General features: G+C 44.9%; 14 protein-coding genes and 1 pseudogene. All 15 read right to left on the bottom strand.

Features of this window, described 5'->3' with window-relative positions; genetic code table 11:
• Window positions 1-7 precede the first annotated feature (7 nt).
• Window positions 8-1,822: a reverse transcriptase domain-containing protein gene (locus BDD43_RS12640; RefSeq protein WP_121198005.1), complete on the bottom strand. Its 1,815-nt coding sequence runs from the start codon at window positions 1,820-1,822 to the stop codon at window positions 8-10.
• 553 nt (window positions 1,823-2,375) lie between these two features.
• Entirely contained in the window at window positions 2,376-2,876 is a 501-nt protein-coding gene (locus tag BDD43_RS12630; RefSeq protein ID WP_211339673.1) for a hypothetical protein, read from the bottom strand.
• Between the two features lie 5 nt (window positions 2,877-2,881).
• Window positions 2,882-3,517: a TerB family tellurite resistance protein gene (locus BDD43_RS12625; RefSeq protein ID WP_121198004.1), complete on the bottom strand. Its 636-nt coding sequence runs from the start codon at window positions 3,515-3,517 to the stop codon at window positions 2,882-2,884.
• Window positions 3,504-4,151, bottom strand: coding sequence for a hypothetical protein (locus tag BDD43_RS12620; RefSeq protein WP_121198003.1), 648 nt, complete (start codon window positions 4,149-4,151; stop codon window positions 3,504-3,506). Before BDD43_RS12620 ends, BDD43_RS12625 begins: the two co-directional genes overlap by 14 nt.
• The gene (locus BDD43_RS12615) at window positions 4,138-4,821 is read right to left on the bottom strand and encodes a conjugal transfer protein TraI (RefSeq protein ID WP_121198002.1); all 684 of its coding nucleotides are present in this window, start codon (window positions 4,819-4,821) and stop codon (window positions 4,138-4,140) included. The genes BDD43_RS12620 and BDD43_RS12615 overlap by 14 nt, the downstream gene beginning before the upstream one ends.
• 32 nt (window positions 4,822-4,853) lie before the next feature.
• Window positions 4,854-5,240 (bottom strand): hypothetical protein, encoded by a 387-nt coding sequence (locus BDD43_RS12610; protein WP_121198001.1) that lies wholly within the window; start codon window positions 5,238-5,240, stop codon window positions 4,854-4,856.
• Between the two features lie 19 nt (window positions 5,241-5,259).
• Window positions 5,260-6,666 (bottom strand): annotated as a pseudogene (locus tag BDD43_RS12605) (TraG family conjugative transposon ATPase); the annotation flags it as partial.
• Window positions 6,606-6,932 carry a DUF4134 domain-containing protein gene (locus BDD43_RS12600; protein WP_121198000.1) on the bottom strand — a complete coding sequence of 109 codons (327 nt, stop codon included), beginning with the start codon at window positions 6,930-6,932 and terminating at the stop codon, window positions 6,606-6,608. The pseudogene BDD43_RS12605 and the gene BDD43_RS12600, both read right to left, overlap by 61 nt.
• 102 nt (window positions 6,933-7,034) lie before the next feature.
• Window positions 7,035-7,466: a hypothetical protein gene (locus tag BDD43_RS12595; RefSeq protein WP_147425626.1), complete on the bottom strand. Its 432-nt coding sequence runs from the start codon at window positions 7,464-7,466 to the stop codon at window positions 7,035-7,037.
• Between the two features lie 189 nt (window positions 7,467-7,655).
• The gene (locus BDD43_RS12590) at window positions 7,656-8,570 is read right to left on the bottom strand and encodes an RteC domain-containing protein (protein WP_121197998.1); all 915 of its coding nucleotides are present in this window, start codon (window positions 8,568-8,570) and stop codon (window positions 7,656-7,658) included.
• Window positions 8,571-8,792: 222 nt separating this feature from the next.
• Window positions 8,793-9,362, bottom strand: a complete 570-nt coding sequence (locus BDD43_RS12585) for a LuxR family transcriptional regulator (RefSeq protein ID WP_121197997.1) — start codon at window positions 9,360-9,362, stop codon at window positions 8,793-8,795.
• A gap of 577 nt (window positions 9,363-9,939) precedes the next feature.
• Complete coding sequence (locus tag BDD43_RS12580; protein ID WP_121197996.1) at window positions 9,940-10,554, bottom strand: Crp/Fnr family transcriptional regulator; 615 nt, start codon at window positions 10,552-10,554, stop codon at window positions 9,940-9,942.
• A 271-nt stretch (window positions 10,555-10,825) separates the two neighbouring features.
• The gene (locus BDD43_RS12575) at window positions 10,826-11,266 is read right to left on the bottom strand and encodes a Rossmann-fold NAD(P)-binding domain-containing protein (RefSeq protein ID WP_246001564.1); all 441 of its coding nucleotides are present in this window, start codon (window positions 11,264-11,266) and stop codon (window positions 10,826-10,828) included.
• Entirely contained in the window at window positions 11,263-11,739 is a 477-nt protein-coding gene (locus BDD43_RS12570; RefSeq protein ID WP_121197995.1) for an OsmC family protein, read from the bottom strand. Before BDD43_RS12570 ends, BDD43_RS12575 begins: the two co-directional genes overlap by 4 nt.
• Window positions 11,736-13,595, bottom strand: a complete 1,860-nt coding sequence (gene tnpC, locus BDD43_RS12565; RefSeq protein WP_121197994.1) for an IS66 family transposase — start codon at window positions 13,593-13,595, stop codon at window positions 11,736-11,738. Before tnpC ends, BDD43_RS12570 begins: the two co-directional genes overlap by 4 nt.
• Window positions 13,596-13,708 lie beyond the last annotated feature (113 nt).

The raw sequence follows: 13,708 nt of genomic DNA, 5'->3' as shown, positions 1-13,708 counted from the left end.
AATTTATTCAGTCTAGCTTTCCCGCGTGTAATTTGTCGTGACATGTTGAACATAGTGCTAAAGTTTTTCTATTTCTTGCAATCATTCTTTTCTCCCAATCCTTTTTACCTTTCAGGTCTTTCAATTTGCGAACGTGGTGCATTTCGATATCATCGTTGGCGCCACAGTATTCGCATATCTTGGCTTTCAGCCTATCAATGAGGCTATTTCTGCCACCCCTTAGGGTAATTGTTCTTGGGAGGTTGTCCACGAATGCACTGCGTGCATCCTTTTGACGCTTGAAGCCCCCATTGTAAAAGCGACAGAAGCGTGTTTTACCTTCCTTGTTTTTATACCAGATGGTAAATACGCCGTTGACATCCCTCTTTCTCTTTTCCTTGCTTATCGACGTTTGATACTTCATCGCATAAGTCTTGTACATGCTGTATTCCAGCACATAGGAGAAGGAGTTGACATACGAACTGTTATTGGCAATTGAATAATAATTGTAAAAGCCTCGGATTTCTGCATTGACCTGACTAATGATTTCCAAGTCGTCAAGGTCCTTCATATAACCTCGGAAGCGTGGTTCCCAAACTTCTTTACCATTTTGAATATTGATTTTCATCGCATCGTAGGCAAATAGTTTTTTCCTCATTACTTCTGTGGTCACAGCCAGCACGATTTTTCCTCCTAAAGCTCTTACCTTTCTTCCACGCTTATCCCTTCTAGTTTTGTTGGACTTGCGTGCAAAAACATCATATCCTAGGAACTTGGCAGGTTTCTTTGCATTGGTTATAAGGGTTTTTTCATCAGATAGCTCTAGTTTCAGTTTTTCATCAAGGAAAGCCTTGATGTCATCCTTTATCTTTTTGCAATCCTCTTTACTACCGATAACGCCTAGCATAAAATCGTCCGCATACCTCACATACTTTAGCCTTCTATAGTCATCATCCATCCTGTTAATGGAGGAGATTTGACTTCTTTCCAGTTTAAGTAAGTTGATGTCTTTAATCATTTGCTTTTTAACTTCCTTGTCTTCTACACTTTTTAGTTGCTTTGCCAGTTGGTATATTTTTGGCTCATAATTTTTGTACTCACGTTGCACTTTGGTTTTCTTCCCTTTGTCGAACCTGCCGATGTATTCCCTGATGTATTTATCAAACTTATCAAGGTAGATATTAGCAAGTATGGGGCTAATTATGCCCCCTTGTGGTGTGCCACTATATGTTTTATGGAACACCCAATCCTCGACATACCCTGCGTTGAGGAACTTTCGGATTAACCGAATGAACCTCTCGTCTGCGATGCGTTCTTTCAAGATATTTATCAATACTTCGTGATTGATATTATCAAAAAAGCCCTTTATGTCGCCTTCGATGAACCATCTGGTGGCGTTGAACGACCTTTGCATCTGAAGTAGGGCTGTATGACAGCTTCTTCTCGGGCGAAACCCGTGTGAAGTGTGTTCAAAACTCCCTTCGTAAATGCTTTCAAGGATCATCCTGATTACTTCCTGCACCAGTTTGTCATCAAAAGAGGGTATTCCAAGCGGACGCTTTTTACCATTCTTTTTAGGTATATATGTCCTCTTGGAAGGATTTGGCTGATAAGTTTCGTTTCGCAACGATGCAATCAGCCGTTCAATTCGGGACATACTCATTCCATCGATGGTGCTACCATCGACACCTGCCGTCATGTTACCTACTTTGCTGTAGATTTTTTGATAGGCAGTGTAGTACATCTCTTCATTGAACAGAACCTTGTACAGCTTTTCAAACTTATAATCCAAGTTTCCGCTGTGCTTAGCTAGACTGTTCAATACTTTTTCGGGATTTCTCATGTCTCTCACATTTTCCTTTAATCGTATTAAACTAAATTGACTGCCTCCCTTCGCCATGTACAAGGCTTTCCCTTGCTCGGACTACTACGGAGGCTCCGTTGCCATATTGGATATTCAGGGGCAAATCCCCATAGCCACGCCAGTGGCATTCCAACTTAGAGCAATCCCCATTTAGATATATGGTAACTATTGGCGCGATGGATTGTCGGATGCGATGTTCGTCCTTTTCTGCTTATTGCAGCTCTGTCATGGGTCTGTTTATGCTGTAACTACTGGTACAATGTAGTACAGTACCCATGTTATGACGTTTATAACTGTCTTCCGTCATAGTCTAACCGATTGACCATTCAGACTATCGTTCAATCAATCCAGATTTCATCCTCATATCCATCTTTTCAACTCGCCACTCAGTCGCAACACGACAATTAGTTGACTTGTGGCTTTTCCGACATGCTACACTCACCGTCCAGTTTCCCTTTCGGATAAGTCGGCTGTTGAGAGGCGTATTAAAACACTTGCCTCGTGGTTGCCAAGCCACATTTACCATATACCCCTATGGGCGCACATACCAGCGATCCATATCACCATGCCCGCTCTCGCCAACGTACATTTGCCATTGCCTGCTTTGCTTTACTGCTGCTTCTTTCTGTTTCAACAGTGCCGCTATCGCGTCATCGGAATTTTTGACCATCGCAGCGGTAGCCATAACCACCGGCTTGAGTACCCCGTTCAGCAACGGGATAACGGCAGTTTGAAAAGCGATAATGGCAGCGCCCAGCATGAACGGCCTGAGTAAAGGGTAAAAATCCACCGGTTCGGCATTGGCAATGTGCCGCCAGACCCTGGAAGCGATGTACCATAATGCCCCGAAACCGGCCAGTCCCTGTGCCACACCAATGAGGTTACCGCAAAGCGGTATCATTTCGTTATAGACGTTATCCAGTATCGGCTGCATCCCGCCCAGATAGTCTGCCAGCCCTTCGGCATGGGAACTAAAAGGCAAAAGCATGGCCAGTGCCGCAATAAATGCGGTCATTAAAATTGGTTTCTTCATAATTGCTACTTTAAATTGTAATAGGCTGCTGTTCCTGATATATCATCCTTTTCCTTTTGCCGTTGCAGGTTGAGTACAGCCGTTTCCCGGTTGAACGAACGGAGAAAAACCAGTTTATCCTGCGTATCGGCATGGATCTGGTCAATCACCTGCAAGCGTTCATCGTCGCTCATGCGCAATTTTCCGGCAGTGATGACCATGATCAGCCGGTCGAGGTTTTCCAGGCTTTGGTTAAATAAAATCCCATAAACCCTGCCCAGGTAATCCAGTTCCCCCGCATTGAAATTACCGCTGCCACTGAACCGCTTATAAGCGGATTTATATTCGGAAACTAAGGCAGACTGATCGCTGATGATATCCGCAATCTTGTAATACTTGCGTACCTCGGGGCTAACTAACATTAAGCCATCCAGAAAAGTCTCGTGCAGGGAAAAATTGCCCTGGGCGATGTTTTTTACCGAATTATAGCCTGTCGAAAGGATGGTATAACCTTTTTTCATATCGGACAGAATCTGCTTGAACTGCGCCAGCTTTTCCACGTTCAATAACAACTGCTGAATCTCGGTAGACTGCGCTGATGCACCTTGCAACCCGAAAAAGGATAGCAATAGACCTAACAACGTGATTTTAATTGTTTTCATAATACCTCCTTAATGATTGTGTATCGTTTTGCTGCTGCCTCACCTGAATAACCAGGAGCGTAACGTCCGCTGTAAATTGCTGCGTAAACGCATACTTGTCCAACGTGCTTTCATAGACCTTGCCCAATCGCTGCAAACGCTCGTCGTCTGTCATTTCCAGCTTGCCCGACGTAATGATCAGTTCCAGTTCATCCAGGTCTTTACGGCACAAGTCCGTGATAGCCTGCCTTACTGAACTGATATACGACTGATTATCGGCAGGCAATATATCCAGTCCATCCAACTCATTGAACCGCTTTAGCAATTCAGTTTGCATGGATAAAATACCATCAACCCGCTTATCGTTCCGTATCACCGGGTTGACCCGTTTTAGCGAACTGATGTAAAGCGAATGCAGGTCAAATTCCCCGCTTGTGATGTCCTTAATGGTGCCCAGCCCGGATTTGGCAATCGTGTAGCCTTTCTCCAGAAAGCCGGTATAAAGCTGTAAGGCCGCGATCTGTTGCAGCAGATACTTTTTTTGGGTGCTCGTCTGTTTAAACCACTCGGCAAAAGTTTGTGCCCGGCTAACCGAACTACAGCAAACCAATGCCAGGACACAAAAGCAATAGCCACATTTTTTAATTGACCTCATAAATCTGCTTTAAGGTTTTCACTTCCAGCGCCGATTGAGAACGCTGTATGGACAGCGTAATATTCTGCTGGTTGAACTGCTTTAGGTCCGAATAATTATCGTCCATTTTGGCCGAAGCTTCATTGATCAGCTCCAGCCGCTTGCCATCGCTCATCTGCGTTTTAAAGGAGTTGGTAACGATAAACACCTGGTCAAGATTTCGGATACTCGCCTCCAGTATCCCTTTATAGACCGATTCCATGTGCGTCAGCTCGTCCGGGCTGAAATGGTTGTCCTTATTGAACAGCGCAATCGCCCAGTGATATTCGCGGACAATGTTGGTCTGTGTTTCTGCCAGATGTTTGACTTGCTGATAAGTAGCGATCATCGCTTTCACTTTGACCAGCTCATCATAGTAGTTTGCATACAGCTTCCGCTGTCTTTCCGTCCAGTCGGATATCTCGTCCAGCTTAAACTTGGACAACTGGTTCTCCACCGTTTTTTGGGCGTTTTGCAGCCAGATGGTCTGGTTCTGCAGGCGCTGCACCTTCAGGTCTATGGCCTTCACTACTTTTTTGATTGCCGCCTTGATCACCTCCGCAATTATCACCTGTGCATTTGCCCCGGAGGGCAAAGCCACAAGTATGGTCGTGGCGCTCAGCGGCAGAACAACCATATAGGTTCTTATCATTCTTTTTAATTTATTTCTCATACATCATTCAGTTAATTAATTCGCCGGTAGCGGCTGCGCTCTAAAACCAATAATCCTTTTTCAAAAGTCAGCGTGCGGCCTTTACGGCTTTCTGTCATCACCCTGGTATCAGGGTCATAAACCGCTTTCCATTCCTCGTTATGCCATTGCAGTTTGCCTGGTTTGCCATCTTCAGCGATCTCACGGTAACCAGTTTTGCGGTGAATGAGATACTGCTGTTCCTGCACATGCTCCACTTGCAGCGTGTCGTCAGCAACACTGAACTCGCCGGAGGCATGATTAACGTAGATGCCGTTAAAATCAGGCTGTGAATGGCAACCGAAAAAGCAAATAAGTAGTAAAGCGATAAGCGCCAGGCCTACGTTTTTTGTTGATTGTGTTTTGAATACTAGTTCCATAATGAATTGAGTTAAATGGTTAAAAAATCTTCGCTCCGTTACGGAGCTCAGCCGCAAGCACGGCGATCCCTTTACGGATATCGCCGTACTTGGCGGCGTATTCCTGTACTTTCATTTTCTCCTTTTCTTCGGTCGAATAGCAGAGGTATTCTTCCAAACTTACCTCGGTACGGTACACCTTACTCTGCTGTCCGCCAAGCGAAATGAACACTTCCTTGTACTTTTTAGTGGGATCATTGGCTTTGTTCATGGATAGGATCTGTGCCTTTTCCTTGTCCGTCAAGCCCATGAGCGCCTGTACATCGTCAAACTTGTTCTGATACTTACTCTGGTCAAGCAATATCTTACAGTCCGAGTTATTGATGATGGCCTGCTTCACGATGGGGGATGATATGATGTCCTCGATCTCCTGGGTAACAACTACCGCCTCACCGAAAAACTTTCGCACGGTCTTAAACAAGTACTTAATGTATTCCGCAGTACCTTCACGGGAGATCGCTTTCCATACTTCTTCCAGTAAGATCATCTTGCGCACACCTTTCAGCTTGCGCATTTTGGAAATGAAGACCTCCATGATAATGATCGTCACGATAGGCAGCAAAATGGCATGCTCCTTAATCTCGTCCAGCTCGAACACGATAAAGCGCTCGTTAAGCAGGTCAAGGTTACTGGTGGCATTCAGCAGATAATCAAACTCACCGCCTTTATAGTAGGGGTTTAGTACATACAGGAAATTATCCACGTCAAAATTCCGCTCCTGTACTTTTCCGTCCTCCAGCACTTGCAGGTATTCCTCCATCAGGAATTCATAAAAGGAATTGAAGCAGGGGAACACGTCAGGATGTGCAGGCAGGTATTCATAATATAGGGTCAACGCATTGGAAATGGCCACATACTCCGAACGGGTATAACTTTCATCATCCTTTTTCCAAAGCGTCATCAGTAAAGTCTTGATGCTTTCCTTTTTTTCGGTATCCAGCGTATCGCCTTCAGCGATATAAAAAGGGTTAAAACGGATGGGCGATTTCTCCGAATAGGTGAAATAATACCCGCCCACCAGGTCGCAAAGCCCTTTATAACTGTGGCCCACATCTACCAATACCACCTGCGCGCCCTGCTCATAGTAAGAACGCACCATGTGATTGGTGAAAAAACTCTTACCAGAACCGCTCGGGCCAATGATAAACTTATTGCGGTTGGTCGTCCAGCCCCGCAGGATGGGTTCATCTGAAATATCCACGTGTAACGGATAACCCGAAGTGCGGTCGCCCAGGCGGATGCCGAAAGGCGACAGGGACGAGCGGTAGCTAGTTTCCATATTGAAGAAACAAACCGCCTGTTCGGCGAACGTATCAAATGTATCGTTCATGGGAAAATCGTTACCCGGCATCCCCGCGAACCATATCTGTGCCGCACCATCGGTTTCCACTTGTTAAAGACCTTCACGGCACCGATCAATCCGACAACCGCGCCAATGGCATACATCAGGTTACAGCCTGAATCAAAGTAGCCTTTGACCTTATTGGTCGCTTCATTTATCCCCGCCGCGCCATCCTGGCAATAAGCCGCTACACTGCAAAGCATCTGGTACACGCAAAGTGTTACCGTCAACAGCCAGCCTTTGGCAAGCAATTGTTTTTTATCACTGTGTACACTTGCCCGATTCATCTGAACCTTTAATTTTTTCTTCATGCTGTCTTTGTTTAGTTTTCCAAATCGGCAGTACCTCATTGTACCGCCTGTTTTTTCGGAATGGAAACCAAACCCGACCCGCAATTAAAAAGACCAAAAGAACTATACCCAAAGGCTGTCCAGTTCATCATCGGACAAAAAGAAAGGCACATGCTCCCGGATAAAAGCGTTAATCGCCGACAGTGCCGGACTGGAAGCAACCGCAGGGTACTTGCTTTTTACCAGGGTGAAAAGAGACAGGAAATACTCCTTACCGCCGTCTTCTTTCTCCAGGATGCTGCAAATGGATTTTACTTCCTCCTGCACATCTGCCAGCAACCCAAGCTGTTCGCCCTTATCCACGAAAGAAAAATCCTCCGCTGATACCAGTGCCACCCCTTCGTCCAGTGCAGACTTGCCCATCAGGTCATCCGGTGACGAATACTCAAATTCTTCCACCTCATTTTGCCAGCTATGCGGTAAAGGTTCGGCATCGGCCTTACTGCCTGACAACAAGCCGAAGACTTCTTTACGGTAAAACAGCAGCCCGATCATCAGGAACCAAAACAGGCTGAACACGCTTGCGGCCAGTAAAAAGTCCGGCCATGAAAATGATTTTAACATAATATTGTTGTTTATTATTCCGGCTGCTCCATTGCCCCCGGATCACAAAATCAAAGGTCAGGAAGCCGGAAACGGGCTTATCAGTAGTACTGATAAATAAATCTCAAGACCACCACAACACTAGTTTAAACGGCCATTTCCCAACAGTTCATCCGGGTCAAAAGCATCGTCTTCGTCCAGATAGGCTATAAAAGCCGCCTGTAAAAAATCGAAGAAATGCGTGCGCGAAATCCTTTTGCGCCGTTTGATCTCGGCCAGCTTATTGGCCGGATTAACGATCTTCAACCCAAAACTTTCATTCAACCAGCGGAAAATCTCCGCCAGGGTCGCTTTCCCGTCATTCAACTGTTTAGAGAGATAAATCCCATAACCCAATTCCACCACATTGATCAATTCGCCCGTCCATTCAAACCATTTTTTACCGGCAATCGCAGCCATACCCGTAGCGCCCATAATGCCATTACCGACGCCCGGAACCGGGCGGTCAAGCGCTGTTAATTCGTTCAGGATATATTCCTGCAACATTTCATAGGCAATAAATTTGGAAAAGAGATAATCCCCGCTGGTCGAGTAAACCGGGTCTAATTCGGGCACATCATGCAGTAAGGGCGAAGCCATGACCGCACCTGGAATAAACAACACCTCATCCATTTCCGTGAAACCCGAACGGTAGTATTCATAGTAAAAAGCATGCTGATTAAAATAGCGCAGTATAAATTCCAGTTCCTCCAGGTAGAATTTGCGGAGGATATCCGGCGGACCTGCCGGTCTTTGGGCCAGTAGGGTATACAAAGCCACATGGTAGATCTTTAAAGCATAATATTCCGGCTTCTCAAACTTGTAAAAATAAATCTGTTCCAGTTTCTCTTTAAACGGATTCCCAAGCACCGAAGTCCTGACATCCTTTAGATACTCCCTGATCAGGGCAATCGCCTCGTTGAACTTTTCCACCAGACCCAAGTCATCGTTACCTGAGATCACTTTAAGCTTGCCCCGTAATTCACGAAACGCCACTTTGAAATTGTTTTTACGCATATATGATGATTTAAATAAACCTGCTGACGCCCGAAGGCTACCATTAATTAATCAGCAGAATAAGTATCATTTTTCCATAGGCACATCCAATTGGTTTCAGCCAAATGTGCGCCCAAAAGCGTTAAAAAAACAATAGTGAAAATTCACGATTTGTAACAGACATGCGTCAAAACAGCGTAGAGAGGGGACAATTCAGGAATTATCCCCATAAAAAAAACCGTGCTATTGTCCCGGTTTTTGGTAGAATTTATTGAGCAGGGCAACCCTGCTATTGACCCCTGATTTTTTATAAATCTTTTGGGCGTGGGAATCGACCGTTGAATTAGAAATGTGCAACGTTTCCGCGATCTCAGTATAGGTCATTCCTTTGGCAAGCAAGAGACAAACATCGATCTCTCGTGCCGTAAATTGGAAGAGATGGCAGTTCTCCAGGAAAACCACCGCCATCGCTTCAGTAATTTCCAGCATTTGAAAGGGAATGTCCGGTGTTTCCGCTGGCGGTTCTTCCACCTTTTTATTAGAATTATCAGAGACATCCCTTACTTTCTTAGTTAAAAGGTAAACAACCAAAAATAAAACTGCCACATTTATAGAGATATGTACCCAGAGCGCCGACAGGTTTCCCGAAATACAATTGTAAATAATGATCAGCAAACATAACATCGTAGCACGCCAGTGCCTGCCTTCACCGGGATGGAAATAAACACGAATAAACTGGAAACAGAAAAGGGAAATATCAAGCAGGATAAATATCCAGGAAATTAAAGGTAATTGAATTTTGATCGTACGCATAAGCAGTTTAAGATTATTAATAAGATTAATTTAATAACCGCTTATTCGCATGGAGAGTAGCACAGTAAAATTCAGATGGGGAAGTCAGATCAATGCGCCTTTTAACCTGCGGAGAAGCAGCTAACCGACAGCAAACCTGCGTTCGCGAGGGTGTCGCCATGTCCGGACAAAAAGGTGCCGCTAAGTACCCCGACTCCAAAACAAGGCTAGCCCGCGCTAACGCAGGCATTACACTTGTCTTCCTTGGTCGATTCAAAAGTTAGCGGCTTTATTTTGTCCGGAAGGTTAGTGAACGCTATCGTTCTATGTTATTAAAGACTTATGTCTGTTTCGTATTATCAATTTTAACCAGTTGTAAAGATAGAAAATAGTTAGGGCTTATCAGATAGCGCAACAAGACTGCGCCAGTTAAGCTGTTTATTGTCAAATGGAATTTTAATTTAAGTATGGTTTTCATAATAAGTATTTGTAAGAACGTAAGTTCTTAAATTGTTATTAAACCATGCCTCTAAAAAAGTGACTCCAGAGTAAGTTTTAACTATTAAGCAAGCAATCACCTGATTATAAACGGCTTATTTTAAGGGAGTTTATCTTCCCTGATTAGTTTCGCCCTGGTGTTGCGCAAGGTGCTTTCACTGATCAAAAGATAAGAAGCTACATCCGAATCTACCATCAGCCCACCTGGCAGGTAAAACTCCGGGAAATCCTTTTTATAAAATTCATAAACCACAGATTCTGCATCACGTTTCAACAGGTGAACGCGCTGTAAATCTTTATCAGCAGCATCCGCCATCACCAATCTTGCCAGTTCCTCGGCATCAGGAAAAGTGGCATAAACCGTTTTCATGTGGTTGTAACCTATTTTCATTAGGTAAGCGCCGGGAAGCGCTACCCATTCATAAACCGAAGGCTGCTCACTGGTAAAGCTTTTACTGGCGATGATCGTATCCTTGCCGTAGATGCCGACAACCTGCCTGTCACCGTTTTCGCCAAAACCATAACAGGCTACAAAGCCAGCAGAAACAAAAATGGCATCAGTCACCGTACTGTTGTGTTCATACAAAATCTCGCGCTCGGGATATAAGCGCCCGGTCATTACTGCCTGCAAAAATTCCCTCAGCGCCTCGGGCTGTACCTTATAACTGCATAAAATTTTAAATAAGCGTTTGATAATCTCTTCATGGTTTCTCATAGATTTAGATTTTAGAAAATAGCAGATAGAAATAAAATATTAACGTAAGGTTTTTACATAGGCAAAATCGAATTTGAACTAAAAAGCGTACCCGGCGATCAGTCCGGGATACGCTCACTTTAACTAACTACTAACTATTTATTATTAACTGTGTATAAAGAACGGAGTTCCGGCAACGCTGACCCTTGTTAGTCCAGGTCATCGTCTTTGGATATTTTATAAGCGATAAAAATGGCAAAGGCTACAATGAGCACTATTCCGATTTTAAAGCTCATGTGTATTGTAATTGTTGTTTCAAATTCTTCAGCATATCGTTTACCATTGCACTCAAATCATATTGAGGTTCCCAGCCCCAGTCATGGCGTGCATGGCGGTCATCGACGCTAGCTGGCCAGCTGTCCGCAATCATTTGCCGGTAATCGGGTTTATAATACATCTTGAATGATGGTAGTTGTTTTTCCACTTCAGCCGCTAACTGCTCGGGCGTAAAACTTAACGCGTGTACATTATAACCTGTCCGTACTGTCAATTTTTCCGCTGGGGCATCCATTAATTCCAACGTAGCGCGTATAGCATCCGCCATATACATCATCGGCAATGCAGTATGTGGCTTGATGAAACTGGTGTACTGGCGGTGCGTAAGCACTCGGGTAACCCCGTATTGTTTTTTTGATTTCCATAATAACGGTGAGGGCATATTTCCATGGTTCATTTTTCGTCAGTATTGCAATCAGGTTCATGATATACCGGAAAGTTGCAGGACTTGGCGACATAGCACATTTCGTTAGCTTTCTTGTGCAAGGCGATAGCATTTTCTATCATTTGCGGCTCACTAACATAGACAACCGGCTTTAGCGTTACCGACTCAAACTTCCCGCTGCCGTTGGCCGTTTCGGTCATTATACCTGTTGCCTCATCTTTGTATTTAACCACAACAATACCGTTCTCTGCACACAAATGGAGATACCATAACATGTGGCATGAGGATAACGATGCTACCAGCAGTTCTTCTGGGTTGTATCTGCTTTTATCTCCTCTGAACGCAGGGTCTGAAGAGGTTGGGATCACTGGCTTTCCAATAGAGCTTACCTCAATCTGTCGTTCATAAGCAGTGTATGATGATGTTCCCGATCCGGTGTTGCCGGTCCATTCGATCTTTACATTATAATGGTGACTTTTATTCATATCAATACTTGTTTGTTATTTTGATTCATAGACATGCCTGCCAGTTTCGGTTGCCAGTTTTGTGGCAAAAGCATTTCCAGGTATTTGTCCTCTTTCGGAAGATAAGCTAGTCTTTGCATCACATCGGTAAGCCAAACCAGCGGGTTAATGCCGTTGAGTTTGCAGGTAGCCGTCAGGCTATACAACATGGCGCTGCGCTGCGCACCTTCGTGTGAACCGCTGAACAGGTAGTTCTTTCTGCCAATGGCCACGGTGCGGATCGCTCTTTCCACCTGGTTGTTATCGATGGTCAGTTTGCCATTGCTGCAATAAAGCGTCAGCTTATCCCAGCGGTTCAGTGCATAGTTGATCGCGGCACGCATTGGCGCATCGATGCCGCCTTCCTGTTTAGTCGCCCTTAACCATGTTTCTATTTGGGCGAGTATCGGCACTGATCTTTCCTGCCTAACCGCTTCTATCTCGTCAAAGGACAAGTTTGCCTCACGGCATTCGGCTTCAATGGCGTACAATTCATTGAACAGGTTCAATGGCAAAGCAGCGCGCTTGTCGTTGTTCTTATAGATCTCCTCGAACTTGCGGCGCACGTGCGCTATACAGCATACCAGTATATTGCCGTTCTTTGCAGCAATTGTCTCGTAAACCTGGTAACCATCTGCCTGAATGTAACCTTTGTAATCCCGCAACATCGTTTCGGGCACTGCGCCGCTCCGGGTAGGTTTGTAATCGTAAAAGACCAGCTTTCCCCAATGATGGAGATAGACCCAGAAGTAACCCAGTGCTGTTTTACCTGTTTTGGCCCCTTTTTCGATGACCTTCATCGTCGTTTCATCCACGTTCAGGTAATCTGCCTTTAATACTTCCTTTTTCAGTAGCTCGTACAGTGGTTCCAGCAGTTCGCAAACCTTGGTGATCCAGCCACTCATGGTTCCTGAAGCGATCTCAACGCCAGCTCTTTTGAAGATCTCGATCTGGCGGTACAGCGGTAAGCTGTCGATATACTTCGAGATTACGATATAAGCCAGTAACGATGCACCGGCGATACATTTATCGATCGCTTCTACCGGCAGGTCGGCTTGTTTCATCAGGGTACTGCCGTCTTCCTGCTTAGATGAGTAAACCGGGCGGATGGTTGTTTTTACAAAAAACTCGCCTGGTATGTATTCCAGCGTTTCGCTCACATCGTTGCGCACGAACACATCACCTTCGGCTTTATCGATAGGTTCCAGTACCAGCTCTTCCCGGCGCAGGTGCGCGGGAAGAGGGTTACGGCCCGGGTGTTTTTTAGGTGTAGTTACCGTGGTGATCTTCGTATAGCTGATATCGGTGATACCGGTAATGGTTTCGCTGCCGATCTCATCGGCCTGAATATCCAATCTTAACTGGTTGAGCTGCTCAGGGGTGAACTTTTCGCTTTTCTTACCAAAGATCATCCGCTGCAATTGCATCAGTTGGAACTGCGCACGCGCTAGTTTTTCTTCCAGTAGGTTAGCTCTTGATTCAGCATTGTCCCTTTGTTTAACCGCCTCTTGTGCTATTTGTATTGCTTTCTCGGAATTGGCTGTAGCGGCCTTAATATCCCCGACGTTAGTTTCAGTCAATTCCCGCAATTCTTTATTCAGATTTGACAGGGATTGGTTTGTTTCATTCGCCAATGTCAGGGATGCTGTCAATTTACCGTTGACCTCATCCTGCTGCTGAACCAGTTCAATAAGCCGATCTACTTGTTGTGCAGCTTTATCAGAGCGACTCATAGCCATTTCTAATACCTTCATGGCATCGGGCGCATCGGAATCGAAAAGGTCGGCAAATGCTACCATTTTACGGTAGAGCTGCCAGGCCTGTTCCGGCTCTTGCATAAAGTCCTCGAAAGTGTTTAAAACGCTGATTTCCACTGGTTGATTACACTATAAAAATACGTAATTTATTTGTTACATTCATAATTAAAAAGCCCTTTTTCGGACATTTTTTG

Source organism: Mucilaginibacter gracilis, assembly GCF_003633615.1.
Classification (GTDB): domain Bacteria; phylum Bacteroidota; class Bacteroidia; order Sphingobacteriales; family Sphingobacteriaceae; genus Mucilaginibacter; species Mucilaginibacter gracilis.
The sequence above is the reverse complement of the archived record's forward strand: the minus strand, read 5'-3'. Positions and strand labels throughout refer to the sequence as shown.